At 58.2% G+C, this 25,250-nt stretch carries 21 protein-coding genes; 20 read left to right on the top strand and 1 reads right to left on the bottom strand.

Annotation, left to right across the window (positions count from 1 at the left end):
- Positions 1 to 2 precede the first annotated feature (2 nt).
- From nuoE to GHN86_RS00995, 11 genes are all read left to right on the top strand, one after another.
- Positions 3 to 500: an NADH-quinone oxidoreductase subunit NuoE gene (gene nuoE / locus GHN86_RS01045; RefSeq protein WP_153377294.1), complete on the top strand. Its 498-nt coding sequence runs from the start codon at positions 3 to 5 to the stop codon at positions 498 to 500.
- Positions 497 to 1,852 carry an NADH-quinone oxidoreductase subunit NuoF gene (gene nuoF / locus GHN86_RS01040; protein ID WP_153377293.1) on the top strand — a complete coding sequence of 452 codons (1,356 nt, stop codon included), beginning with the start codon at positions 497 to 499 and terminating at the stop codon, positions 1,850 to 1,852. The genes nuoE and nuoF overlap by 4 nt, the downstream gene beginning before the upstream one ends.
- Before the next feature lie 132 nt (positions 1,853 to 1,984).
- Entirely contained in the window at positions 1,985 to 4,699 is a 2,715-nt protein-coding gene (gene nuoG, locus GHN86_RS01035; protein WP_153377292.1) for an NADH-quinone oxidoreductase subunit NuoG, read from the top strand.
- A complete protein-coding gene (gene nuoH, locus GHN86_RS01030) occupies positions 4,696 to 5,703 on the top strand; it encodes an NADH-quinone oxidoreductase subunit NuoH (protein ID WP_153377291.1) in 1,008 nt (335 codons plus the stop codon). Before nuoG ends, nuoH begins: the two co-directional genes overlap by 4 nt.
- 12 nt (positions 5,704 to 5,715) lie before the next feature.
- Positions 5,716 to 6,264, top strand: a complete 549-nt coding sequence (gene nuoI / locus GHN86_RS01025) for an NADH-quinone oxidoreductase subunit NuoI (protein ID WP_153377290.1) — start codon at positions 5,716 to 5,718, stop codon at positions 6,262 to 6,264.
- 9 nt (positions 6,265 to 6,273) lie between these two features.
- Positions 6,274 to 6,777: an NADH-quinone oxidoreductase subunit J gene (nuoJ, locus tag GHN86_RS01020; protein ID WP_153377289.1), complete on the top strand. Its 504-nt coding sequence runs from the start codon at positions 6,274 to 6,276 to the stop codon at positions 6,775 to 6,777.
- Position 6,778: 1 nt separating this feature from the next.
- Positions 6,779 to 7,087, top strand: coding sequence for an NADH-quinone oxidoreductase subunit NuoK (gene nuoK, locus GHN86_RS01015; RefSeq protein ID WP_122784555.1), 309 nt, complete (start codon positions 6,779 to 6,781; stop codon positions 7,085 to 7,087).
- Positions 7,084 to 8,937 (top strand): NADH-quinone oxidoreductase subunit L, encoded by a 1,854-nt coding sequence (nuoL, locus tag GHN86_RS01010; RefSeq protein ID WP_153377288.1) that lies wholly within the window; start codon positions 7,084 to 7,086, stop codon positions 8,935 to 8,937. The genes nuoK and nuoL overlap by 4 nt, the downstream gene beginning before the upstream one ends.
- Positions 8,938 to 8,975: 38 nt before the next feature.
- Positions 8,976 to 10,508: an NADH-quinone oxidoreductase subunit M gene (gene nuoM, locus GHN86_RS01005; protein ID WP_153377287.1), complete on the top strand. Its 1,533-nt coding sequence runs from the start codon at positions 8,976 to 8,978 to the stop codon at positions 10,506 to 10,508.
- 7 nt (positions 10,509 to 10,515) lie between these two features.
- On the top strand, positions 10,516 to 11,985 hold the full coding sequence (gene nuoN, locus GHN86_RS01000) for an NADH-quinone oxidoreductase subunit NuoN (protein ID WP_122784552.1): 1,470 nt from the start codon (positions 10,516 to 10,518) through the stop codon (positions 11,983 to 11,985).
- A gap of 202 nt (positions 11,986 to 12,187) precedes the next feature.
- Positions 12,188 to 14,305 carry a TonB-dependent receptor family protein gene (locus GHN86_RS00995; RefSeq protein ID WP_153385981.1) on the top strand — a complete coding sequence of 706 codons (2,118 nt, stop codon included), beginning with the start codon at positions 12,188 to 12,190 and terminating at the stop codon, positions 14,303 to 14,305.
- Here GHN86_RS00995 and GHN86_RS00990 read toward each other — a convergent pair.
- Complete coding sequence (locus GHN86_RS00990; RefSeq protein ID WP_153377285.1) at positions 14,302 to 15,384, bottom strand: AI-2E family transporter; 1,083 nt, start codon at positions 15,382 to 15,384, stop codon at positions 14,302 to 14,304. The genes GHN86_RS00995 and GHN86_RS00990 overlap by 4 nt on opposite strands.
- A 323-nt stretch (positions 15,385 to 15,707) precedes the next feature.
- Between GHN86_RS00990 and GHN86_RS00985 the strand changes: the two genes are divergently transcribed.
- The 9 genes from GHN86_RS00985 (at position 15,708) to yegQ (ending at position 25,201) form a co-directional block, all read left to right on the top strand.
- Positions 15,708 to 16,913: an OprD family porin gene (locus GHN86_RS00985; RefSeq protein WP_194286177.1), complete on the top strand. Its 1,206-nt coding sequence runs from the start codon at positions 15,708 to 15,710 to the stop codon at positions 16,911 to 16,913.
- A 224-nt stretch (positions 16,914 to 17,137) separates the two neighbouring features.
- Complete coding sequence (locus GHN86_RS00980; RefSeq protein ID WP_153377283.1) at positions 17,138 to 17,965, top strand: NAD-dependent epimerase/dehydratase family protein; 828 nt, start codon at positions 17,138 to 17,140, stop codon at positions 17,963 to 17,965.
- 44 nt (positions 17,966 to 18,009) lie between these two features.
- Positions 18,010 to 18,897: an SMP-30/gluconolactonase/LRE family protein gene (locus GHN86_RS00975; RefSeq protein ID WP_153385979.1), complete on the top strand. Its 888-nt coding sequence runs from the start codon at positions 18,010 to 18,012 to the stop codon at positions 18,895 to 18,897.
- 58 nt (positions 18,898 to 18,955) lie between these two features.
- Positions 18,956 to 19,939, top strand: a complete 984-nt coding sequence (locus GHN86_RS00970; RefSeq protein ID WP_153377281.1) for a TRAP transporter substrate-binding protein — start codon at positions 18,956 to 18,958, stop codon at positions 19,937 to 19,939.
- A gap of 60 nt (positions 19,940 to 19,999) precedes the next feature.
- Complete coding sequence (locus GHN86_RS00965; RefSeq protein WP_153377280.1) at positions 20,000 to 20,527, top strand: TRAP transporter small permease; 528 nt, start codon at positions 20,000 to 20,002, stop codon at positions 20,525 to 20,527.
- Positions 20,528 to 21,808: a TRAP transporter large permease gene (locus tag GHN86_RS00960; protein ID WP_153385977.1), complete on the top strand. Its 1,281-nt coding sequence runs from the start codon at positions 20,528 to 20,530 to the stop codon at positions 21,806 to 21,808.
- Positions 21,809 to 21,991: 183 nt separating this feature from the next.
- Complete coding sequence (locus GHN86_RS00955; protein WP_153377278.1) at positions 21,992 to 22,909, top strand: EamA family transporter; 918 nt, start codon at positions 21,992 to 21,994, stop codon at positions 22,907 to 22,909.
- A gap of 24 nt (positions 22,910 to 22,933) precedes the next feature.
- Positions 22,934 to 23,800: an aldose 1-epimerase gene (locus tag GHN86_RS00950; protein ID WP_153377277.1), complete on the top strand. Its 867-nt coding sequence runs from the start codon at positions 22,934 to 22,936 to the stop codon at positions 23,798 to 23,800.
- Positions 23,801 to 23,866: 66 nt separating this feature from the next.
- On the top strand, positions 23,867 to 25,201 hold the full coding sequence (yegQ, locus tag GHN86_RS00945; RefSeq protein ID WP_153385975.1) for a tRNA 5-hydroxyuridine modification protein YegQ: 1,335 nt from the start codon (positions 23,867 to 23,869) through the stop codon (positions 25,199 to 25,201).
- Positions 25,202 to 25,250 lie beyond the last annotated feature (49 nt).

Below are 25,250 nucleotides of genomic sequence, written 5' to 3'. Positions count from 1 at the left end.
GCATGAACAGCACGCTTATCCAGACAGACCGTTTCGCCCTGAGCGAAACCGAGCGCTCGGCCATCGAGCACGAGATGCATCACTACGAAGACCCGCGCGCGGCGTCGATCGAAGCCCTCAAAATCGTTCAAAAGGAACGCGGCTGGGTGCCGGATGGCGCGGTATACGCCATCGGCGAACTGCTGGGCATTCCGGCCAGCGACGTTGAAGGCGTGGCCACGTTCTACAGCCAGATCTTCCGTCAGCCGGTTGGTCGCCACATCATCCGTGTGTGCGACAGCATGGTCTGCTACATCGGCGGCCATGAGTCGGTGGTCGGCGAAATCCAGAACAAATTGGGCATCGGCCTGGGCCAAACCACTCCGGACGGTCGCTTCACGCTGCTGCCGGTCTGCTGCCTGGGCAACTGCGACAAGGCGCCGGCGTTGATGATCGACGACGACACATTCGGTGACGTGCAGCCATCCGGCGTCGCCACGTTGTTGGAGGGCTACCCATGACCCTGACTTCTTTCGGCCCTGCCAACCGCATCGCGCGTTCGGCAGAAACTCACCCGCTGACCTGGCGTCTGCGTGATGACGGCGAGCCGGTATGGCTCGACGAATATCAGGCCAAAGACGGCTACGCCGCTGCGCGCAAGGCCTTTGCCGACATGGCTCAGGACGACATCGTCCAGACCGTGAAAGATGCGGGCCTCAAAGGTCGCGGCGGTGCGGGCTTCCCCACGGGTGTGAAGTGGGGGCTGATGCCTAAAGACGAGTCCATGAACATCCGTTACCTTTTGTGTAACGCCGATGAAATGGAACCCAACACCTGGAAAGACCGCATGCTGATGGAGCAACTGCCCCATCTGCTGATCGAAGGCATGTTGATCAGTGCCCGCGCACTGAAAACCTACCGCGGCTATATCTTCCTGCGTGGCGAATACACCACCGCAGCGGTGCATCTGCGCCGTGCTGTGGAAGAAGCCAAGGCAGCGGGCCTGCTGGGCAAGAACATTCTGGGTTCGGGGTTCGACTTCGAACTGTTCGTGCACACCGGCGCCGGGCGTTACATCTGCGGTGAAGAAACTGCGCTGATCAACTCCCTCGAAGGCCGTCGCGCCAACCCGCGTTCCAAGCCGCCCTTCCCGGCAGCAGTGGGCGTTTGGGGCAAGCCGACCTGCGTGAACAACGTTGAAACCCTGTGCAACGTGCCGGCCATCATCGGCAACGGCGTTGACTGGTACAAATCCCTCGCCCGCGAAGGCAGCGAAGACCACGGCACCAAGCTGATGGGCTTCTCCGGCAAAGTGAAGAACCCTGGCCTGTGGGAGTTGCCGTTCGGCGTGACCGCTCGCGAGCTGTTCGAAGACTACGCTGGCGGCATGCGCGACGGCTTCAAGCTCAAGTGCTGGCAGCCGGGCGGTGCCGGTACGGGCTTCCTGCTGCCTGAGCACCTGGACGCGCAAATGTACGCCGGTGGCATCGCCAAGGTCGGCACCCGTATGGGTACGGGCCTGGCCATGGCCGTGGATGACAGCGTCAACATGGTCTCCCTGCTGCGCAACATGGAACAGTTCTTTGCTCGCGAGTCGTGTGGTTTCTGCACCCCTTGCCGCGACGGTCTGCCGTGGAGCGTCAAGCTGCTGATGGCGATTGAAAAAGGCGAAGGTCAGCCGGGCGATATCGAAACCCTGCTGGGTCTGGTCGGTTTCCTCGGCCCGGGCAAGACGTTCTGTGCTCACGCACCGGGCGCCGTGGAGCCGCTGGGCAGCGCCATCAAGTATTTCCGTCCAGAGTTTGAAGCCGGTATTGCGCAAGCAAAACCCGGTGTTCCGCCTCTGGCACGCCCGATTGTAATCGGCGCGTAACGCTCTGAATGAAGGGGGTCCGTGCCCCCTTCTGATCGTTCGATAACGCCGTAAGGCTGAGTTGCTTCGAACGCATAACAAGATTCCATTAGCCACGCCCGCTGACACCGGGCCAACGAAGAACTTTGAACCATGGCCACTATCCACGTAGACGGCAAAGAGCTCGAAGTCGATGGGGCAGACAACCTGTTACAGGCGTGTCTGTCGCTAGGCCTCGATATTCCGTATTTCTGCTGGCACCCTGCCCTGGGCAGCGTTGGCGCTTGCCGCCAATGTGCGGTCAAGCAGTACACCGACGAGAACGACACCCGTGGTCGTATCGTCATGTCGTGCATGACCCCGGCCACCGACGGTAGCTGGATCTCCATCGAAGACGAAGAAGCGAAAGTGTTTCGCGCCAGCGTCGTCGAATGGCTGATGACCAACCACCCGCACGACTGCCCTGTGTGCGAAGAAGGCGGTCACTGCCACCTGCAAGACATGACCGTGATGACCGGTCACAGCGAGCGCCGCTATCGCTTCACCAAGCGTACTCACCAGAATCAGGAACTCGGGCCGTTCATTTCCCACGAAATGAACCGCTGCATCGCCTGCTATCGCTGCGTGCGTTTCTATAAAGATTACGCAGGTGGTACTGACCTCGGTGTGTTCGGCGCCCACGACAACGTGTACTTCGGTCGCGTTGAAGACGGCGTGCTCGAAAGCGAGTTCTCGGGCAACCTCACAGAAGTCTGCCCGACCGGTGTGTTCACCGACAAAACTCACTCCGAGCGTTACAACCGCAAATGGGACATGCAGTTTGCACCGAGCATCTGCCACGGTTGCTCCAGCGGCTGCAACATTAGCCCGGGCGAGCGTTACGGTGAACTGCGTCGCATCGAAAACCGTTTCAACGGTTCGGTTAACCAGTACTTCCTGTGTGACCGTGGCCGTTTTGGCTATGGCTACGTCAACCGCACCGACCGCCCTCGTCAGCCATTGTTGGCCGACGGCAGCAAACTGAGCGTTGACGCTGCACTGGATAAAGCCGCCGACCTGTTGCGCGGTCGCAACATCGTCGGTATCGGCTCGCCGCGCGCCAGCCTCGAAAGCAACTACGCGTTGCGCGAACTGGTCGGCGCCGAGCACTTCTACTCGGGCATCGAAGCCGGCGAGCTGGAGCGCATTCGTCTGGTGCTGCAAGTCCTGAAAGACAGCCCGCTGCCCGTACCGAACATGCGCGAGATCGAAGATCACGACGCCATTTTCGTACTGGGTGAAGACCTGACTCAGACCGCCGCCCGTATGGCGCTGTCGCTGCGTCAGTCGGTCAAGGGCAAAGCCGAGGAAATGGCTGACGCCATGCGTGTTCAGCCTTGGCTCGACGCTGCGGTCAAAAACATCGGCCAGCACGCGCTGAACCCGCTGTTTATTGCCAGCCTGGCTGAAACAAAACTCGACGATGTAGCCGAAGAGTGCGTCCACGCTGCTCCGGACGATCTGGCCCGTATCGGTTTCGCCGTGGCCCACGCCATCGACGCCAGCGCGCCTGCCGTTGCCGGTCTGGACGCTGAAGCTCTGGAACTGGCCCAACGTATTGCCAATGCCCTGCTGGCGGCCAAACGCCCATTGATCATTGCCGGTACTTCGCTGGGCTCCAACGCCCTGATCGAAGCCGCAGGCAACATCGCCAAGGCGCTGCACCTGCGTGAGAAAGCCGGTTCCATCAGCCTGGTCGTGCCGGAAGCCAACAGCCTCGGTCTGGCCATGCTTGGCGGCGACTCGGTAGACGCTGCGTTGCAAGCGGTGATCGATGGTAAAGCCGACGCCATCGTGGTGCTGGAAAACGATCTGTTTACCCGTGTCGATGCGGTCAAGGTCAACGCAGCACTGGACGCGGCCAAAGTGGTGATCGTTGCCGATCATCAGAAGACCGCCACCACCGACCGTGCCGATCTGGTACTGCCCGCGGCAAGCTTTGCCGAAGGCGACGGTACGCTGGTCAGTCAGGAAGGTCGCGCTCAACGCTTCTTCCAGGTGTTCGAGCCGCGCTACCTCGATTCGAGCATCTTGATCCACGAAGGCTGGCGCTGGTTGCACGCCCTGCGCAGCACCCTGCTGAACAAGCCGGTTGACTGGACCCTGCTCGATCACGTGACGCAGCAAACCGCGGCAAGCACGCCGGAACTGGCGGGTATCGTTGATGCGGCGCCGTCGGCAGCCTTCCGTATCAAAGGCATGAAGCTGGCGCGCGAACCCTTGCGCTACAGCGGTCGCACGGCCATGCGCGCCAATATCAGCGTGCACGAACCGCGCACCCCGCAAGACCCGGACACCGCGTTCGCCTTCTCCATGGAAGGTTACTCGGGTTCCGCCGAACCACGCCAACAAGTGCCGTTCGCCTGGTCACCGGGCTGGAACTCGCCACAAGCGTGGAACAAGTTCCAGGACGAAGTCGGTGGTCATATCCGTGCGGGCGACCCGGGTATCCGCCTGATCGAAAGCAAAGGTGACTCGCTGAATTGGTTCGCCAACATTCCGGGCGCGTTCAACCCGGCCCGTGGCACCTGGCAAGTCGTGCCGTTCTACCACCTGCTGGGCAGCGAAGAGAACTCTTCCAAAGCCGCACCTGTGCAAGAACGCATTCCAGCCGCTTACATTGCGTTGGCCAAGTCCGAAGCCGATCGTCTGGGCGTCAATGACGGTGCGTTGCTCAGCCTCAACGTGGCCGGTGTGACCCTGCGTCTGCCGCTGCGTATCAATGAAGAGCTGGGCGCAGGTCTGGTGGCATTGCCAGCAGGCTTGCCAGGCATCCCGCCTGCAATCTTTGGCCTTACCGTTGACGGTTTGCAGGAGGCAGCCCAATGACCTGGTTTACGCCTGAAGTGATCGACGTGATTATCTCGGTGGTGCAAGCCGTGGTGATTCTGCTCGCCGTTGTGGTGTGCGGCGCGCTGCTCAGCTGGGTAGAACGTCGCCTGCTGGCCTTGTGGCAGGACCGTTACGGTCCGAACCGCGTCGGCCCGTTTGGCGCGTTCCAGATTGCCGCTGACATGATCAAGATGTTCTTCAAGGAAGACTGGACGCCGCCGTTTGCCGACAAGGTGATTTTCACCCTGGCGCCGGTGGTGGCCATGAGCGCCCTGCTGATCTCCTTTGCGATTATCCCGATCACCCCGACCTGGGGCGTGGCGGATCTGAACATCGGCATCCTGTTCTTCTTCGCCATGGCCGGTCTGTCGGTCTACGCGGTGCTGTTTGCCGGTTGGTCGAGCAACAACAAGTTTGCCCTGCTGGGTGCCTTGCGGGCTTCGGCCCAGACCGTGTCGTATGAAGTGTTCATGGGCCTGTCGCTGATGGGCATCGTGGTGCAAGTTGGCTCGTTCAACATGCGCGACATCGTTGAATATCAAGCACAGAACCTGTGGTTCATCATTCCGCAGATCTTCGGTTTCCTGACCTTCTTCATCGCTGGCGTCGCCGTGACTCACCGTCACCCGTTCGACCAGCCTGAAGCCGAGCAGGAACTGGCCGATGGTTACCATATTGAATATGCCGGTATGAAATGGGGCATGTTCTTCGTTGGTGAGTACATCGGGATCGTGTTGATCTCGGCGTTGCTGGTGACTTTGTTCTTCGGTGGCTGGCACGGGCCGTTCGGTCTGCTGCCACAGATTCCGTTTATCTGGTTCGCTCTGAAGACCGCGTTTTTCATCATGATCTTCATCCTGCTACGCGCCTCTATTCCGCGCCCACGGTATGACCAAGTGATGGACTTCAGCTGGAAGTTCTGCCTGCCGCTGACCCTGATCAATTTGCTGGTGACCGCTGCAGTCGTGTTGTTGAACACGCCCGCCAGCGCGGTTCAGTGAGGATAGAGACCCATGTTCAAGTACTTGTTTGACATCGTGCATGGCACCTACACCCAGCTTCGCAGCTTGGTGATGGTGTTCAGCCACTCCTTCCGCAAGCGTGACACGCTGCAATACCCGGAAGAAGCGGTCTATCTGCCACCGCGCTACCGTGGCCGGATTGTCCTGACCCGTGACCCGGACGGCGAAGAGCGTTGTGTAGCCTGCAACCTGTGCGCCGTGGCGTGCCCGGTGGGCTGTATCTCGCTGCAAAAAGCCGAAACCGAAGATGGCCGTTGGTACCCGGAGTTTTTCCGCATCAACTTCTCACGCTGCATTTTTTGCGGCCTGTGTGAGGAAGCCTGCCCGACCACCGCGATCCAGCTGACACCGGATTTCGAAATGGCCGAGTTCAAACGTCAGGATCTGGTGTACGAGAAAGAAGATCTGCTGATCTCCGGCCCCGGCAAGAACCCTGATTACAACTTCTATCGTGTTGCTGGTATGGCCGTAGAAGGCAAGCCGAAAGGCGCTGCCCAGAACGAAGCCGAACCGATCAACGTGAAGAGCTTGCTGCCTTAAGGAAGAACGATGGAATTCGCTTTCTATTTCGCATCGGGTGTCGCTGTCGTGTCCACGCTACGCGTGATCACCAACACCAACCCTGTGCACGCCCTGCTCTACCTGATCATTTCGCTGATTGCTGTAGCGATGACCTTCTTCAGCCTCGGCGCACCCTTTGCCGGTGTGCTCGAAGTGATCGCTTACGCCGGTGCCATCATGGTGCTGTTTGTGTTCGTGGTGATGATGCTCAACCAGGGCCCGGCCTCGGTGACGCAAGAACGCCATTGGCTCAAACCGAACATCTGGATCGGGCCGAGCATTTTGTCCGCGATCCTGCTGGCCGAGCTGCTGTACGTGCTGTTCGCACAACAGAGCGGTGTGGCAATCGGTCAAACCACTGTGGATGCAAAAGCCGTGGGCATCAGCCTGTTCGGCCCTTATCTGCTGGTGGTCGAACTCGCCTCGATGCTGTTGCTTGCCGCAGCGGTGACGGCGTTCCATTTGGGCCGTAACGAGGCGAAGGAGCAATAACATGCCAGCAATACCACTCGAACACGGTCTGGCGGTTGCCGGCATCCTGTTCTGCCTCGGTCTGGTTGGACTGATGGTTCGCCGTAACATTCTCTTCGTATTGATGAGTCTGGAAATCATGATGAACGCCGCTGCACTGGCCTTCATCGTTGCCGGTGCACGCTGGGCGCAGCCGGATGGACAGGTCATGTTCATTCTGGTGATCACCCTGGCAGCCGCCGAGGCCAGCATTGGCCTGGCGATTCTGTTGCAGCTGTATCGCCGCTTCCACACGCTTGATATCGATGCTGCCAGTGAGATGCGCGGATGAACCTACTCTTTCTGACTTTCGTATTCCCCCTGATCGGCTTTTTGTTGCTGTCGTTCTCCCGTGGACGCTTCAGCGAAAACCTCTCGGCCCTGATCGGCGTCGGCTCCATTGGCCTGTCGGCCATTGTCGCCGCGTACGTCATCTGGCAATTCAATGTGGCACCGCCAGCAGGCGGTCAGTACACCCAAGTGCTGTGGCAATGGATGGCGGTCGGCGGCTTCAATGCCAACTTCGCCCTGCATCTGGATGGCCTGTCGGTGACCATGCTCGGTGTGGTGGTCGGCGTCGGCTTCCTGATCCACATGTTTGCCTCGTGGTACATGCGCGGTGAAGTCGGTTACTCGCGCTTCTTCGCCTACACCAACCTGTTTATCGCCAGCATGCTGTTCCTGATCCTGGCCGATAACCTCTTGTTCGTGTACTTCGGCTGGGAAGGTGTAGGCCTGTGCTCGTACCTGTTGATCGGTTTCTACTACAGCAACCGCAACAACGGTAACGCAGCACTGAAAGCCTTTATCGTGACCCGAATCGGTGACGTGTTCTTGGCCATCGGCCTGTTCATCCTGTTCCAGCAACTGGGCACGTTGAACATTCAACAGTTGCTGGTGCTGGCGCCACAGAAGTTCCAGGCCGGTGATTTCTGGATCGTGCTGGCGACCCTGATGCTGCTGGGTGGCGCTGTCGGTAAATCGGCGCAACTGCCCCTGCAAACCTGGTTGGCCGATGCAATGGCTGGCCCGACACCTGTTTCGGCACTGATCCACGCCGCAACAATGGTGACCGCCGGTGTCTACCTGATCGCCCGTACCCACGGCCTGTTCACTCTGGCACCTGAAGTGCTGCATCTGGTGGGCATCGTCGGCGGTGTGACCTTGGTGCTGGCAGGTTTTGCTGCACTGGTGCAAACCGACATCAAACGTATCCTCGCCTACTCGACCATGAGCCAGATCGGCTACATGTTCCTGGCGCTGGGCGTTGGCGCATGGGACGGGGCGATTTTCCACCTCATGACCCACGCCTTCTTCAAGGCCCTTTTGTTCCTTGCTTCCGGTGCGGTGATTGTGGCCTGCCACCACGAGCAGAACATCTTCAAGATGGGCGGCCTGTGGAAGAAACTGCCGTTGGCCTACGCCAGCTTTATCGTCGGTGGTGCGGCGCTGTCGGCCCTGCCATTGCTGACCGCCGGTTTCTACTCCAAGGATGAAATTCTTTGGGAAGCCTTCGCCAGCGGCAACACCGAACTGCTGTATGCGGGCCTTGTGGGCGCGTTCATGACCTCGCTGTACACCTTCCGCCTGATCTTCATCACCTTCCACGGTGAAGCCAAGACTGAAGCGCATCCGGGTCACGGCATTACTTACTGGCTGCCACTGAGCGTGCTGATCGTACTGTCGACTTTCATCGGCGCCATGATCACGCCACCGCTGGCGGGCGTACTGCCACAAAGCGTTGGCCATGCCGGCGGCGAAGCGCAACACAGTCTGGAAATCGCTTCGGGCGCCATTGCCCTGGCCGGTATCCTGCTGGCGGGCCTGCTGTACCTGGGCAAACGCCGCTTCGTGACCGCTGTCGCCAACAGCGGCATCGGCCGCTTCCTCACGGCCTGGTGGTTCGCCGCATGGGGCTTCGACTGGCTGTACGACAAACTGTTCGTCAAACCGTACCTGTTGATCTGCCGTGTACTGCGCAAAGACCCTCTGGACCAGACCATCGGTTTGATTCCCAAAGTGGCCAAGGCCGGGCATAACGCCCTGAGCCGCAGCGAAACCGGTCAACTGCGTTGGTACGCTGCTTCCATGGCCGCCGGTGCGGTACTGGTCATGGGCGCCATCGTACTGGTAGCGGTCTGATATGAACCTTCGACATTGCGAAAGGAATTGAGCCCGTCATGATTCTGCCTTGGCTAATCCTGATCCCCTTTATCGGCGGCCTGCTGTGCTGGCTGGGTGAGCGCTTCGGCCCTACCCTGCCACGCTGGATTGCGTTGCTGACCATGTCCCTCGAACTCGCCCTCGGCCTTTGGCTGTGGGCGCACGGGGATTACCATCTGGCGCCGAACCCCGGTGCCGATCCGGCCTGGGCACTTGAGTTCAAGCACGTCTGGATCGAGCGCTTCGGCATCAGCGTGCATCTGGCGCTGGACGGCCTGTCGCTGCTGATGATTCTGCTCACCGGCTTGCTGGGTGTGCTGTCGGTCTTGTGTTCCTGGAAAGAAATTCAGCGTCACGTGGGTTTCTTCCACCTGAACCTGATGTGGATTCTGGGCGGCGTGGTTGGCGTATTCCTCGCCATCGACCTGTTCATGTTCTTCTTCTTCTGGGAAATGATGCTGGTGCCGATGTACTTCCTCATCGCGCTCTGGGGTCATAGCTCGTCGGACGGCAAGAAAACCCGTATCTACGCCGCGACCAAGTTCTTCATCTTCACTCAGGCTTCCGGTCTGATCATGCTGGTGGCGATCCTCGGTCTGGTGCTGGTCAACTTCAACGACACCGGCGTGCTGACGTTCAGCTATGCCGAGTTGCTGAAGACCAAGATGTCACTCACCACCGAGTACATCCTGATGCTGGGCTTCTTCATTGCCTTTGCCGTGAAGTTGCCGGTTGTACCGTTCCACTCGTGGTTGCCTGACGCTCACGCCCAGGCACCGACTGCGGGTTCGGTCGATCTGGCCGGTATCCTGCTGAAAACTGCGGCCTACGGTCTGCTGCGTTTTGCCTTGCCGCTGTTCCCGAATGCCTCGGCCGAGTTTGCGCCGATTGCCATGACCCTGGGTCTGATCGGGATTTTCTACGGCGCCTTCCTGGCTTTCGCTCAAACCGACATCAAGCGTCTGATCGCTTTCTCCAGCGTTTCACACATGGGCTTCGTCCTGATCGGTATCTACTCCGGTAGCTTGCTGGCCTTGCAAGGGGCTGTGATCCAAATGCTCGCTCACGGTGTTTCGGCTGCCGCGCTGTTTATCCTCAGCGGCCAGCTGTACGAGCGTCTGCACACTCGCGACATGCGTGAAATGGGCGGTTTGTGGTCCAAGATCGCTTACCTGCCAGCCATCAGCCTGTTCTTCGCGGCCGCGTCGCTGGGCCTGCCGGGCACCGGTAACTTCGTGGGTGAGTTCCTGATCCTGATGGGCTCGTTTGCCAGCTTCCCTTGGGTCACAGCGATTGCAACAACCGGTCTGGTGTTTGGTTCGGTCTACTCGTTGATCATGATTCATCGCGCCTATTTCGGCCCATCCAAGTCCGACGCCGTACTGGCTGGCATGGATGCGCGTGAACTGATCATGGTGCTCGGTCTGGCGGTCTTGCTGATTCTTATCGGCGTGTACCCGCAACCGTTCCTCGACACCTCTGCTGCGACCATGAACGGTGTGCAGCAATGGCTCGGCACCGCCTTCACTCAACTCGCTTCGGCCCGGTAAGAGCGCTATGGAATTCACGATCCAACACTTTATCGCGCTTGCTCCACTGCTGATTACCAGCCTCACCGTTGTGGTGGTGATGCTGGCAATCGCGTGGCGCCGCAACCATTCACAAACCTTCCTGCTTTCAGTGGCGGGTTTAAACCTGGCCTTGTTGTCGATCTTCCCGGCGTTAAAAGTGGCGCCCTTGGCGGTCACCCCGCTGTTGATGATGGACAACTTCGCTTACCTGTACATCGGCCTGATTCTGGTCTCCACGCTGGCCTGCGTCACCCTTGCCCACGCCTATCTGGGCGAAGGCGGCACCGGCTATCCGGGCAACCGCGAAGAGCTGTACCTGCTGATTCTGCTGGCTGCAACGGGCGGTATCGTACTGGTCAGCGCGCAGCACCTCGCCGGTTTGTTTATCGGCCTGGAACTGCTCTCGGTGCCGGTTTACGGTCTGGTGGCCTATGCCTTCTTCAACAAACGCTCCCTGGAAGCCGGCATCAAGTACATGGTGCTGTCGGCGGCCGGTTCTGCGTTCCTGTTGTTCGGCATGGCGCTGCTGTACGCAGAAGCCGGCAGCCTGAGCTTCAGCGGTATCGGTCACGCTCTGGCGGCAACCGGCGCGCCTAGCGCCATTGCCCAGCTGGGCCTTGGCATGATGCTGGTGGGTCTGGCGTTCAAACTGTCGCTGGTGCCGTTCCATCTGTGGACGCCGGACGTGTACGAGGGTTCTCCCGCGCCCGTGGCTGCTTTTCTGGCAACCGCTTCCAAAGTCGCTGTATTTGCGGTGATGGTGCGTTTGTTCCAGATCTCGCCTGCCGCGACTACCGGTGTGATGAGCGACGTACTGACCGTGATCGCCATTGCCTCGATCCTGTTCGGTAACCTGCTGGCCCTGACCCAAACCAACCTCAAGCGTCTGTTGGGTTACTCCTCCATTGCTCACTTCGGTTACCTGGTCATTGCTTTGATCGCGAGCAAAGGCATGGCCATGGAAGCCATCGGCGTTTACCTGATCACCTACGTGCTCACCAGCCTGGGTGCCTTCGGCGTCATCACCATGATGTCCTCGCCGTACAAAGGCCGTGATGCGGACGCTCTGTACGAATACCGCGGCCTGTTCTGGCGCCGTCCGTACATGACCGCCGTACTGACCGTGATGATGCTGTCGCTGGCGGGCATCCCACTGACGGCCGGCTTTATCGGCAAGTTCTACATCATTGCCACCGGCGTTGAAGCCCACCAATGGTGGCTGGTCGGTTCGTTGATTCTGGGCAGCGCCATCGGCGTGTTCTACTACCTGCGGGTGATGGTGACCTTGTACCTGGTCGAGCCAAAACTGCATCGCCACGATGCTCCGCTGAACTGGGAGCAGAAGGCAGGCGGCGTGATGCTGCTGGCGGTGTCGGTACTGGTGTTCGTGTTGGGTGTTTACCCGCAACCGATGCTGGAACTGGTACAGCGTGCGACGTTGGGTCTTGTTGGCTAAGGCTTTACGACTGTACAAAAAACCCCGTAACGGCCTGGCCTTTACGGGGTTTTTTGTTGGGCACCTGCAAACCACCGTTTTCGCTTGATATTTCATCGCCCCTGCCCCCTCAAACATCGGGTTTCAGCGCCACAGTTGCGAGTCATTCCCGGCTTGTATAGGCTGGCGCGCCGCCCGCCCATCGATTTGGAAACCTCTGCCCATGCGCCCCGCCCTGACGACCCTTTTTCCCTTTGCGCTGCTCTGTGCGACACCCGCCTATGGCAGTGCCCTGGAACTGGATGAAGTTCAGGTCAGTACGCAAGAGACCACCGAGCTGGAATCAGCAAAAGCGGCACTGGAAGAAGTCCCCGGCGCCAGCAATGTGATCGACTTGAGCCGTGTTGAAAATGGCCGCACCGCCAGCAACACCGATGTGCTGGCTTATCAGCCGGGCAATTATGCCCAATCCGCCGGCAATGACGGGGCCAAGGTGTCGGTACGCGGTTCGGGGATCAACCGTGCACCCAGCGCCCACGGCTCAGGTCTGTATGTGATGTTCGACGGTTTACCGCTCACCGGGCCGGGGGGCACGCCTTATGAACTGTTCGAGCCACTGTGGCTCAGTCGCGCCGAGGTGTTGCGCGGCGCCAATGGTTTTGACACGGGCGCATTGGCGCTCGGCGGGTCAATCAATTACGTGACCCATACCGGCTACGATGCTGCACCGCTGCAAGTGCGCTACGAAGCCGGCAGTTATGGCTATCAAAAGCGTCAGATCAGTTCCGGGCAGGTGCTGGGCGATCTCGATTATTACGTGTCATTGACCGATTCCGACACTGATGGTTATCAAGATCACACCCGTGGCAGCAGCAAAGGCATTGCGGCCAACATCGGCTACCGCTTCAACCCGCAACTGGAAACTCGCTTTTACCTGCGTTATCGCGAAACCGACAACCAACTGGCCGGGCGCGTCACCAAAGAAAACATCAAGCATCATCCGCGCGCAGCGAATCCGGCCTACGTCGCGGGCGATTACAGCCGTCCGCAACCAGGCAGTACCTGGCTGGGCAACAAAACTACGATGTATCTGGATGATGACTCGCAACTGGAAGTGGGCCTCGTTTATCACGATTACCCGATGGACCTGCGCGAAGGGCCTAACCGGCTGAAAGTCGCTTACACAGATGTCAGCGGTACGCTCAATTACAAGCGTCGAGACACCTTTTTCGGCCTTGAAAGCAAAAGTACCGTGGGTCTGCGTTCAACCAAACATCTGCCCAACAGTGGCGCGTCGGAATATGTACGGATCCCTGCGGGCAACACCTCAGGCTATGCGCCGGGCACCAAAATTCGCGATTTCAGCTATCAAGGGTCCGATACCGTGCTGCACGCGAGCAATGACCTTGAGCTGGTTCCTGACCTGTGGCTGACCACGGGCATGGCGCTGATTTATACCCGACGCGAAAGTGATGTGAGTTACCCGGACAGCGGCGGCAAGGTCAGTCAGCACGACTGGGACTACGCGCCCCGCATCGGTTTGCGTTATCAGTTCAACCCGCACTTGCAGGTGTACACCAACTTGAGCCGTTCGGTTGAACCGCCTCACCCGTGGTCGATGATCTGGGGCTCGCCATTTACATTCCCCATAGGCAGTGGCCCGGCAACAGGACGGCAAAGCACCCCGGTGTCGCTCGACAACCAAACCGCCACCACGTTCGAGCTGGGTACACGCGGCGATGCGTGGATCGGGCAATGGGATCTGGCCTGGTATTACTCAGCGATACGTCATGAGTTGCTCAGCGTCGAAACTCAGGCCGCTACTGCCACACAAAGCCCCATTGTCGGCGAGTCCAACGCCAGCCCTACCGTGCATCAAGGCATTGAAGCGGGCCTAAACAGCGTGTTGTGGCAAGGCGAAGCGGCAGGCAAGGTGTCGTTGCGTCAGGCTTACACGTTTAGCGACTTTCATTACCGTGATGACGAGCGCTTTGGCAGCAATCAATTGCCGGGCATCCCGAAGCATTACTACCAGGCCGAGGTGCGCTACGACCACCCACAAGGGTTCTATGCCGGGGTGAACACGCAAGTGGCCTCACGCATGGCCGTCGATTACGCCAACTCGTATTACACGTCGTCGTACATGCTGTGGGGCGCGACACTGGGTTATGCCTCACCCAAGCAGGAATGGCACACCTGGCTCGACCTGCGCAATCTGAGTAATGAACATTACGCAGCCACGGTCACACCCGGTTATGACGACAAAGGGCTGGACGCGGCGCGCTCGACCCCCGGCGAAGGCCGTGGCGCCTACGTCGGGGTGTCTTACAGCTTCCGTTAGTCGTCGGTTTGAATGTCGGCGGGCAGTCGCACTTTGCGACGGGTGCCGCTGAACAAGCCCCAACTGGACAGAAACAAGGCGGCAATCAAGGGGCCGATCACAAAACCATTCAGGCCAAAGATCGCCATGCCGCCCAAGGTTGAAATCAGGATTAGAAAGTCCGGCATCTTGGTGTCTTTGCCCACCAGTATCGGGCGCAGTACGTTGTCGACCATGCCGATCACAAACACCCCGTAGAGCGCCAGCACGACGCCTTGCCAGATGGCCCCGGTGACCAGAAAGTAGATCGCCACAGGCGCCCAGACAATTCCTGCCCCCACTGCGGGCAATAACGACAGGAACATCATCAGCACTGCCCAGAACAGCGCGCTGTGGATGTCCAGAATCCAGAAAATGATCCCGCCCAGCGCCCCTTGGGTGATCGCAACGGCCAGGTTGCCCTTGACCGAAGCCCGCACCACACGACGCAATTTGAGTTGTAACAAGCGTTTCTGCTGTTCCGCCAGCGGCACGGCATTACGAATCAAGCGCACCATTTGCTGACCGTCACGGATAAAGAAGTACAGCAGGTACAGCATGATGAAAAAGCTCACCACCAGATCGAAAGTGCTCTGGCCAAAGCTAAACACTTGAGTGGCAAAGAACTGGCTGCCTTCCAGCGCACCTTTGGAGACTTTCTCACTCAGCCCGTCGATATTTCCCAGGCCAAAGCGATCGAGCCAGTCCTGCACCGTGGGCGGCAAAATATCCTTGAAATGCATGACGTAGCTGGCAACGTTGATCTTGCCGCTTTCGACATCCTTGTAGAGCGTGGCCACTTCCTGCACCAGCAAGCCTGTAGTAATGACCACCGGGATAATGGCAATCACCGTACAGGCACCCAGTGTGGTGAAAGTTGCCAGGTTTCGCCGGCCTTTAAATTTAAGCAGCATCTTGCGCTGCAACGGCGCGAATAAAATCCCCAGCGCAACAGCCCAAAAAATAGCTCCGTAAAACGGCAACAATATCCAGATAAAGGCAATTGTGACCAAGGCCAGCAACAGAAGCAGGGTTTTGCGTTGAAGGCTTGTTTCGTTCATATGCCGTCCATGTCGATAAGGCGCGTGTGAGGTATTAGCCAAAGCTTAGTCAGCCAATATACAGACGAGTGCCGTCTTTTTTTAAGAAAGGTCGGCACTAACCATATTTCCCACATTTAATGGAATAACAGTAGTGGCATATTGCATTGACAAGGCGGATTAAAGGGAAAATAATCCGCGCACTGTTGTACGACAACAGATGACAAAAATAATAAAAGTCAAGGAGTCCATCTATGCTCACGCCTACCCGCTCGCGCACCCGGCTCACACGCTCAAAAACCTTCCCGCACACACGCTCTCTGGTTTTTATCGGTCTTGGCAGCATGGGTCTGGCCTTGCCGCTGACGGGCATGGCCGAAGGCTTTGTCGATGACACCAAGGCCACGCTTAATCTGCGCAATGCCTATATCAATCGCAACTTCACTAACCCCGACCATCCTCAAAGCAAAGCCGAGGAATGGACACAAAACTTTATCCTCGACGTTAAGTCCGGGTTTACCCAAGGCACTGTGGGGTTCGGAGTGGATGTGCTGGGTCTGTACTCACAGAAGCTCGATGGCGGTAAAGGCACCGCTGGCACTCAGTTACTGCCAACCCACAGTGATGGTGAACCGGCCGATAACTTCGGACGCCTGGGGGTAGCGGCCAAAGCCAAGCTGTCTAATACCGAGTTGAAGATCGGTGAGTGGATGCCCGTGCTGCCCATTTTGCGATCGGACGACGGGCGCTCATTGCCGCAGACCTTCCGTGGTGGCCAGATCACCTCCAAAGAAATTGCCGGTTTGAGCCTCTACGGCGGCCAGTTCCGCGCCAACAGCCCACGCAACGATGCGAGCATGGAAGACATGTCGCTCAACGGCAAAGGCGCATTTACTTCCGACCGCTTCAACTTTGCCGGCGGTGAATACAGCTTCAACGAGAAACGCACTCAGGTCGGGCTGTGGTATGCGCAACTGGAAGACATTTACCAGCAGCAGTTTATTAACGTGCTGCACAGCCAACCCATTGGCGATGTAACTCTGGGTGCCAACCTCGGCTATTTCTGGGGCAAGGAAGACGGCAGCAAGCTGGCCGGTGATCTGGACAACAAAACGGCCTATGCCCTGCTGTCAGCCCGCTATAAAGGCAACACCTTGTATGTGGGCCTGCAAAAGGTCGGCGGCGATGATGCCTGGTTCCGCGTCAATGGCACCAGCGGTGGCACACTGGCCAACGACAGTTACAACTCCAGCTACGACAACGCCAAGGAGCGCTCATGGCAACTGCGCCATGATCTGGACTTCGCCGTATTGGGCGTGCCTGGCCTGACCATGATGAACCGCTACATCAGCGGCGATAATATTCATACCGGCGCTATAACCGACGGCAAGGAATGGGGGCGAGAGTCGGAGTTGGCTTATACCGTTCAAAGCGGCACGCTCAAAGACCTCACCGTGCGCTGGCGTAACGCGACCATGCGTCGCGACTACAGCACCAATGAGTTTGATGAAAATCGTATTTTCATCAGCTATCCGTTGTCGTTGATGTAAGGCTCGGGATTGGAGTTGAACCAGCCCCTCACCGCAGCCCTCTCCCGAGGGAGAGGGAACCATTTGGGGGTGTTACGTAAATAGGCTTTTGCCTTTAGTCCCCTCTCCCACCGGGAGAGGGTTAGGGTGAGGAGCTCTCTTGACAAGCACCACAATCGCTGCGAATAATCCACCCCAAGTCATACGACAACAGATGACACTAATAAGAAATACAGGGACTTTTGATGACAACCACCCGCACTGTCCAAACCCCCTTCAATCGCCTTCTTCTCACCGGTGCCGCCGGTGGTTTGGGGAAGGTTCTACGCGAAAGCCTCAAGCCTTACGCCAACACCTTGCGACTCTCTGACATTGCACCGATGGCACCCGCCATCAACAGCAGTGAAGAAGTCATCCTCTGCGATCTTTCGGACAAACAAGCGGTTCACCATCTGGTAGAAGGCGTCGACGCCATTCTGCATTTTGGCGGTGTATCCGTTGAGCGCCCCTTTGAAGAAATCCTCGGGCCGAACATTTCCGGGGTTTTCCATGTTTACGAAGCCGCACGCCGTCATGGCGTTAAGCGCGTGATTTTCGCCAGCTCTAATCATGTCACCGGCTTTTATAAACAAAGCGAAACCCTGGACGCCCACTCCCCGCGCCGCCCGGATGGTTATTACGGTTTGTCCAAGTCCTACGGCGAAGACATGGCCACGTTCTATTTCGATCGTTACGGTATCGAAACCGTCAGTATCCGCATCGGCTCCTCATTCCCGGAACCACAAAACCGCAGAATGATGAGCACCTGGCTCAGTTTTGCCGACCTCACGCAATTGATCGAGCGCTCGCTGTATACCCCGAACGTCGGGCACACCGTCGTTTATGGCGTTTCGGACAACCTCAACGTGTGGTGGGACAACCGCTTTGCCGCGCACTTGGGCTTTGAGCCTGAAAACTCCTCAGAAGTGTTCCGCGCCAAGGTCGAAGCTCAGCCCATGCCGGCTGCCAATGACCCGAGCATGATTTATCAAGGCGGTGCCTTCGTTGCCGCTGGCCCGTTCGGGGACGAGTAAACCCCGGCGTTAATAACAATAAAAAGAACAAGGATCGAGTCGCCATGACTGCTGAACTCATTCTCGATGCACGCAACGCCACCGGTGAAAGCCCAGTCTGGAGTACCGCCGAACAGGCGCTCTACTGGGTCGATATTCCTGCCCGGCGCCTGCATCGTTGGAACCTCGCTGACGGCCACAGCCAAAGCTGGGAAGCTGACGAAATGCTGGCCTGCATCGCCAGAAGCAGTGATGGCAACTGGATTGGCGGCATGCAGAGCGGTTTGTTTGCTCTGACACCACACACCAATGGCCGCCTCGAGACACGTCTGCTCAGCAGCGTGCCCCACGCGCTACCGGACATGCGTTTCAACGACGGCCGTTGCGACCGGCAAGGCCGATTCTGGGCTGGCACCATGCACCTGGACATGGCAGCGGGTCACGCTGTCGGCGCGCTGTACCGCTACAGCGCCGGGCAAAGCGAACCGCTCAACGCGCAGATTAGCGGACTGACGGTGCCCAACGGCCTGGCTTTCAGCCCTGACGGCAAAGTCATGTATCTTTCGGATTCACACCCGGACGTGCAAAAAATATGGGCCTTCGACTACGACACTGACACGGCCACCCCACACAATCGCCGCGTGTTTGTGGACATGAACGAGCACCCGGGCCGCCCTGATGGCGCCGCGGTTGATGCCGACGGCTGCTACTGGATCTGCGGCAACGATGCCGGCTTCATCCATCGCTTTACCCCCGAAGGCACACTCGATCGCTCCTTGGCCGTGCCCGTGAAAAAACCTGCAATGTGCGCTTTTGGCGGCCCCCATCTGGACACCCTGTTCGTGACCTCGATTCGTCCTGCGGGCGACATCAGCGACCAACCTCTGGCGGGCGGTGTATTTGCCCTGCAGCCCGGGGTCAAGGGATTGCCGGAACCCGAATTCAACACCTGACCGTTTTCCCCTGTTGACTCACCCCCTTAAATAAAAACAACAAGAGTTGGAGTGCCCCATGAATTTCAAACGCACCTTGCTTCTCGCTGCGCTGCCGTTAGCTTTTTGCCTTAACGGCATGGCTCAGGCGGAAATAAAAATCAAGTTTGCCGAAGTTCACCCTACCGGCTATCCGCCTGTTCAGGCTGAGCAGGACATGGGCAAAAAACTGCAAGAGCAGAGCAACGGTGATATCAGCTTCAAAATGTTTGCTGGTGGCGTACTGGGCTCCGAAAAAGAGGTGGTAGAGCAGCTTCAGTCCGGCGCCGTGCAAATGACCCGCGTGAGCCTGGGCATCCTTGGGCCAGTTGTGCCGGAAACCAACGCGTTCAATCTGCCGTTTGTATTCCGTGATCAAGCCCACATGCGCAAAATTATCGACGGCGAAATCGGTCAGGAGATGCTGGATAAAATTACCAACTCGGACTTCAACATGGTGGCGTTGGCATGGATGGATGGCGGTACCCGCAACCTGTACACCAAAAAGCCGGTGCGCCAGCTGTCTGACCTCAAAGGCATGAAAATCCGCGTTCAAGGCAACCCGGTGTTTATCGACACCATCAATGACATGGGCGGTAACGGCATCGCCATGGCCACAGGCGAGATTTTCAGCGCCTTGCAGACCGGTGTAATCGATGGCGCGGAGAACAATCCGCCTACATTCCTCGAACACAATCACTATCAGAACGCGAAATACTTCACCTGGACCGATCACTTGATCCTGCCGGAGCCCATCGTGATCGCCAAGACCACCTGGCAAAAGCTCAGCCCGGAACAACAAGCATTGGTGCAAAAACTGGCGCGCGAAGCGCAGATGGAAGAGCGCGTGATATGGGATAAAAAGTCCGCCGACAGTGAAACTAAACTCAAAGCCTCAGGCGTTGAGTTCATCACCCTCACCCCCGAACAGAAAAAAGCGTTTTACGACGCCACTCAGCCCGTTCGCGACAAATACGGTGCGAATTACAAAGACCTGATCTCGCGCATCGAAGCCGTCCAATAAGCCAGTCCGACAAAGCCGCGGTGGCAGGCTCACGCCTGCTTGCCGCGCAGTGGTGAGCCCATGAAAAATACCGTGCTGCGCTTCAATGACTTGCTGTACCGGGTCTGTATCGGGATCGCCGGTTTGTCGGTGCTGACCATGACCCTGATTATTCCCTGGGGCATTTTTGCCCGCTATGTGCTGGGCAGTGGTGCCAGCTGGCCGGAGCCCACTGCCATTCTGCTGATGGTGGTGTTTACCTTCTTTGGCGCCGCCGCCAGCTATCGTGCAGGGGCCCATATGGCAGTGTCGATGGCCGTCGAACGTATGCCTGCTGCTCTGCGTAAACAGGCTGCAGTGCTGGTGCAACTCCTGATGGTCACCGTCTGCCTGTTTATGACCGTCAAGGGCTTCAAGCTGTGCGCGACCACCTGGAATCAATTTTTGGGTGAGATGCCGAGCGTGCGGGTCGGTATTTCTTATCTGCCCATCCCGCTGGGTGGCATCGTGACACTGATCTTCGTCCTCGAAAAACTCTTCCTGGGTGACCAAAGCCATCGCCGCGCCGTGCGGTTCGATATCGTAGAAGCCAGCGAAGAGGCCGTATAAATGGACGCTTTTATACTGTTAGGCAGCTTTATTACTCTGATCCTTCTCGGCATGCCCGTCGCCTACGCCTTGGGCTTGTCGGCTCTGGTCGGTGCCTGGTGGATCGAGATTCCGTTCGATGCCCTGATGATTCAGGTGGCGGGCGGCGTCAACAAATTCTCCCTGCTGGCGATTCCCTTTTTCGTCCTTGCGGGCGCAATTATGGCCGAGGGCGGCATGTCACGCCGATTAGTGGCCTTCGCCGGGGTGCTGGTGGGGTTTGTGCGGGGCGGCCTGTCATTGGTCAACATCGTGGCGTCGACCTTCTTCGGTGCTATCTCCGGCTCTTCGGTGGCCGACACAGCTTCCGTCGGCTCGGTACTGATTCCGGAAATGGAGCGTGCAGGTTACCCCCGCGAGTTCTCCACGGCGGTGACGGTCAGTGGTTCGGTACAAGCCTTGCTCACACCGCCCAGCCACAACTCGGTGCTTTACTCACTGGCTGCTGGCGGCACGGTGTCGATTGCGTCGCTGTTTATGGCCGGGATCATGCCGGGCCTGCTGCTCAGCGCGGTGATGATGGGGTTGTGCATGATCTTTGCGCGCAAGCGCAACTACCCAAAGGGTGAAGTAATCCCCCTGCGACAGGCACTGAAGATCGCCGGTGAAGCCATGTGGGGCCTGATGGCGATGGTCATCATCCTCGGCGGGATTCTAAGCGGCATTTTTACCGCGACCGAGTCAGCCGCCGTTGCAGTGGTCTGGTCGTTCTTTGTCACCATGTTTATCTACCGCGACTACAAATGGCGCGACCTGCCCAAGCTAATGCATCGGGCCGTGCGCACCATTTCAATCGTGATGATTCTGATCGGTTTTGCAGCCAGCTTCGGTTACATCCTGACGCTGATGGAAATCCCGATGAAGATCACTACCGCGTTCTTGACGCTGTCGGATAACCGTTACGTGATTCTGATGTGCATCAACGTCATGTTGCTGCTGCTGGGCACGGTGATGGACATGGCGCCGTTGATTCTGATCCTGACGCCGATTCTGCTGCCTGTGATCGTTGGTATCGGTGTAGACCCGGTGCACTTCGGCATGATCATGCTGGTCAATCTGGGTATCGGTTTGATTACTCCGCCGGTGGGCGCGGTGCTGTTTGTGGGCGCGGCCGTGGGCAAAGTCACCATCGAGAACACGGTTAAAGCCCTGTTGCCGTTTTATGTCGCGCTGTTTTTGGTGCTGATGCTGGTGACCTACGTGTCTGCCATCTCACTGTGGCTGCCAAGCATGGTGTTGTAACTCTACGAATAACGTAGCAGCTGCCGAAGGCTGCGTCCGGCAGCGTAGCTGTCGTGAAACCTGAAGACCGGGTGTTCATGTCATACCGTGTTGATGGCTTTACGATTGCTGCGCAACCGGACGTCGCCTTCGGCAACTGCTACGGAATGGGTTGAACTTTCCAGCCAAGGAGGCTGGTTGCTTATGTCTGCTCCTGCTTTATTCCCCCGCCATATCGCGGTGTTGATACTGGTATTGCTGGCCTGTGCTTTCGCTGGCAACCATATCGCCGCGCGCATCGCCTTCGACCACGACACCGGCCTGCTGCTTGCTATTTTGTGCCGTGCTGGAGTGACCTTGCTGGTGCTCACCAGTCTGGTGCTGTGGCAACGTGAACGGCCGCGCCTGACACCCGCCAACTGGCGCTGGCAACTCCTGCTGGGCCTGCTGATTGCGGCACAAAGCTTCTTTATTTATTCGTCCGTGGCGCGAATTCCCGTGGCGCTGGCCTTGCTGATCGCCAACGTGGCGCCCATCTTGCTGGTCTTGCTGACGTGGGCCTTGGGCGGCGCAGCACCCACTCGCCGCGCCGCCTTATTGATGGGCTTTATCATGCTCGGCCTGGTCTTTGCCCTCGACGTGCCCGAGCGTTTGTCCAGTCAAGGCACCACTGAAGCGCAATGGCTCGAAGGCATCGCTTTTGGCTTTGCGGCGGCCACGGTGTTTGCCTGCGCCCTGTGGATCACCGATCACAAGCTGTCGAGCCTGCGCGGAACCGTACGCAGCATGCTGACCATGCTGATTGTATTCAGCGCTGCAGCCGTCGCAGGGTTCAGTGGGATATTGCCCGGTGGCGTGTCCCTGCCGGGCTCATCCACAGGCTGGACGGCCCTCGCCTGCCTTGTAGCACTGTATGGACTAGGCTTCTGCCTGCTGTTTATCTGCATGAACCGCTTGAACATGGCCCGCAACGCTCCAGTGATGAACGTGGAGCCGGTGGCGAGCCTGCTGTTCGGCTGGTTGATTCTGGATCAACTGCTGAGCAGCGGTCAGATAATCGGCGGCTTGATTGTCGTCGCGGGGATTGTGATGCTGACCTGGCGGCGTGCCGCTGACTCATAAAGCCATTGACTACGGGATCACCGAATGACCTCACAGATTTTGACCCTCGAAGATGGCCTGACGCGGCTGACCCTCTCGCCGCACATAGGCGCCAGTATTCTCGACTGGAGGTTGATAGCCAGCGGCCAGCCACTATTGCGCCACAGCCGAGCCGACGCACTGGACAGTGGCTCGGCCAATCAGCTGGCATGCTATCCGCTGGTTCCGTGGTCGAACCGGATTGGCGGCGGCGGCTTCGAAGGCCCTGATCATTGGTTCGCGCTTGAACCCAATAGCCCAGCCGGGTCGCTGCCCATTCACGGCAGTGGCTGGCAGCAGCCTTGGCATGTGCGAGAGCACAGCAACCGGCACGCCTGCCTGCAACTGGACAGCACGATCCCTTTCGCCTACAGCGCGCAACTGCTCTACACCCTGAACGACGGCCAACTGCACATCGAACTGAGTGTCACCCATCAAGACGAACATGCCGCCTGGCACGGTTTGGGGCTTCATCCTTACTTGCCACGCACCGCCAACACACGTTTGCAGGCCAGCGCAGCACAGGTTTGGCTGTGTGATACACAAGGGCTGCCCACAGAGTGTGTGTCGTTGCCGCCAGAATGGGACTTTTGCCAAAGCAACGGTTTGCCGCAGACGCGGCTCGATAACTGCTTTACCCAGTGGGACGGCTCTGCGCTAATCAGCCAGCCAGACTTGGGCTACACGCTGGAGTGTCATGCAACGGGAGCGCCTTACTATTTGGTGTATTGCCCGCCCGGCGAAGACTTTTTCTGCTTCGAGCCCGTCAGCCATCCGGTCAACGCCCACCACCTGCCCGGCCACCCGGGGCTGAAGTTGCTGCACAAGGGGCAATCAGCGAATCTAACCGTCAGCTTCAAACTAGTTCCATAGACCCAGATCAATGAACCGAGGCCGGCGCTCGACTAGGATCGCGCCTTTTTCGCGATTGGTCAGACTATGCCCCTTGCCCCACCTGAACTCCTCGCCCCTGCCGGCTCCCTGAAAAACATGCGTTACGCCTTTGCCTATGGCGCAGACGCTGTGTATGCCGGCCAACCGCGCTACAGCTTGCGGGTGCGCAACAACGAATTCGATCACGCCAATTTGGCCATTGGCATCGCCGAAGCACAGGCTCTAGGCAAACGCTTTTACGTGGTGGTCAACATTGCCCCGCACAATGCCAAGTTGCGCACGTTCCTCAACGACCTGGAGCCTGTCATCGCGATGGGGCCAGACGCGCTGATCATGTCCGATCCCGGCTTGATCATGCTGGTGCGCCAGCACTTCCCCCACATGCCGATTCATTTGTCGGTACAAGCCAACACCGTTAATTGGGCGAGCGTGAAATTCTGGCAGCACCAAGGTCTGAGCCGGATCATTCTGTCTCGTGAACTGTCACTGGAAGAGATCGAAGAGATTCGCCAGCAAGTTCCTGACATGGAGTTGGAGATTTTCGTGCATGGTGCTCTGTGCATGGCCTACTCCGGGCGTTGCCTGCTATCGGGGTATATGAACAAACGGGATGCCAATCAGGGCAGTTGCACCAATGCCTGTCGTTGGAAGTACGACGCAACACCCGCCACGGAAAATGAGCTGGGCAATGTCGTCAAGATGGTTGAGCCTACGCTGGGCCTGGGTGCACCTACCGATGAAGTCTTCATGCTGCATGAAGCCAGTCGCCCTGATGAACCCATGTCAGCGTTCGAAGACGAGCACGGTACGTACATCATGAACTCCAAAGACCTGCGGGCGGTTCAGCACGTGGCGCGGTTGACCGCGATGGGGGTTCACTCCCTGAAAATCGAGGGCCGCACTAAGTCGCACTTTTACTGCGCAAGGACGACTCAGGTATATCGCAAAGCAATTGATGATGCGCTGGCGGGTCGTGAGTTTGATCGCAGTTTAATGACCGATCTGGAGTCACTGGCGCAGCGTGGCTACACCGAGGGGTTTTTACGTCGCCATGTACACGATGAATATCAAAATTACCTGCACGGCAGCTCGCTCTCGCATCGTCAGCAGTTTGTTGGCGAGATGACCGGGGAGCGTCGTAATGGCCTGGCTGAGGTGAAGGTCAAAAATCGTTTCGCGCTGGGTGATCATCTGGAGTTGATGACGCCGGGTGGCAACTACCACTTTGATCTTGACCAGTTACATAACAGCGCAGGGTTAGCGGTTCAGGTAGCACCGGGTGATGGCCATACGGTGTACCTGCCGATCCCTGAGCAGGTGGACTTGAAATTTGCGCTGCTGATGCGAGATTTGACCGTAAGTGAAACGCTGGAGCGGTAAACCCCTCACCCGAGAGAGAGGGGACTGAAACGCGACCAAGCCCCCTCTC

The organism is Pseudomonas helleri (genome assembly GCF_009600315.1).
Lineage (GTDB): Bacteria > Pseudomonadota > Gammaproteobacteria > Pseudomonadales > Pseudomonadaceae > Aquipseudomonas > Aquipseudomonas helleri_A.
The sequence above is the reverse complement of the archived record's forward strand: the minus strand, read 5'-3'. Positions and strand labels throughout refer to the sequence as shown.

Coding starts and splice junctions, on each gene's coding strand:
- nuoE (WP_153377294.1), top strand. CDS start 3: ATGAACAGCACGCTTATCCAGACAGACCGTTTCGCCCTGAGCGAAACC.
- nuoF (WP_153377293.1), top strand. CDS start 497: ATGACCCTGACTTCTTTCGGCCCTGCCAACCGCATCGCGCGTTCGGCA.
- nuoG (WP_153377292.1), top strand. CDS start 1,985: ATGGCCACTATCCACGTAGACGGCAAAGAGCTCGAAGTCGATGGGGCA.
- nuoH (WP_153377291.1), top strand. CDS start 4,696: ATGACCTGGTTTACGCCTGAAGTGATCGACGTGATTATCTCGGTGGTG.
- nuoI (WP_153377290.1), top strand. CDS start 5,716: ATGTTCAAGTACTTGTTTGACATCGTGCATGGCACCTACACCCAGCTT.
- nuoJ (WP_153377289.1), top strand. CDS start 6,274: ATGGAATTCGCTTTCTATTTCGCATCGGGTGTCGCTGTCGTGTCCACG.
- nuoK (WP_122784555.1), top strand. CDS start 6,779: ATGCCAGCAATACCACTCGAACACGGTCTGGCGGTTGCCGGCATCCTG.
- nuoL (WP_153377288.1), top strand. CDS start 7,084: ATGAACCTACTCTTTCTGACTTTCGTATTCCCCCTGATCGGCTTTTTG.
- nuoM (WP_153377287.1), top strand. CDS start 8,976: ATGATTCTGCCTTGGCTAATCCTGATCCCCTTTATCGGCGGCCTGCTG.
- nuoN (WP_122784552.1), top strand. CDS start 10,516: ATGGAATTCACGATCCAACACTTTATCGCGCTTGCTCCACTGCTGATT.
- GHN86_RS00995 (WP_153385981.1), top strand. CDS start 12,188: ATGCGCCCCGCCCTGACGACCCTTTTTCCCTTTGCGCTGCTCTGTGCG.
- GHN86_RS00990 (WP_153377285.1), bottom strand. CDS start 15,384: ATGAACGAAACAAGCCTTCAACGCAAAACCCTGCTTCTGTTGCTGGCC.
- GHN86_RS00985 (WP_194286177.1), top strand. CDS start 15,708: ATGGGTCTGGCCTTGCCGCTGACGGGCATGGCCGAAGGCTTTGTCGAT.
- GHN86_RS00980 (WP_153377283.1), top strand. CDS start 17,138: ATGACAACCACCCGCACTGTCCAAACCCCCTTCAATCGCCTTCTTCTC.
- GHN86_RS00975 (WP_153385979.1), top strand. CDS start 18,010: ATGACTGCTGAACTCATTCTCGATGCACGCAACGCCACCGGTGAAAGC.
- GHN86_RS00970 (WP_153377281.1), top strand. CDS start 18,956: ATGAATTTCAAACGCACCTTGCTTCTCGCTGCGCTGCCGTTAGCTTTT.
- GHN86_RS00965 (WP_153377280.1), top strand. CDS start 20,000: ATGAAAAATACCGTGCTGCGCTTCAATGACTTGCTGTACCGGGTCTGT.
- GHN86_RS00960 (WP_153385977.1), top strand. CDS start 20,528: ATGGACGCTTTTATACTGTTAGGCAGCTTTATTACTCTGATCCTTCTC.
- GHN86_RS00955 (WP_153377278.1), top strand. CDS start 21,992: ATGTCTGCTCCTGCTTTATTCCCCCGCCATATCGCGGTGTTGATACTG.
- GHN86_RS00950 (WP_153377277.1), top strand. CDS start 22,934: ATGACCTCACAGATTTTGACCCTCGAAGATGGCCTGACGCGGCTGACC.
- yegQ (WP_153385975.1), top strand. CDS start 23,867: ATGCCCCTTGCCCCACCTGAACTCCTCGCCCCTGCCGGCTCCCTGAAA.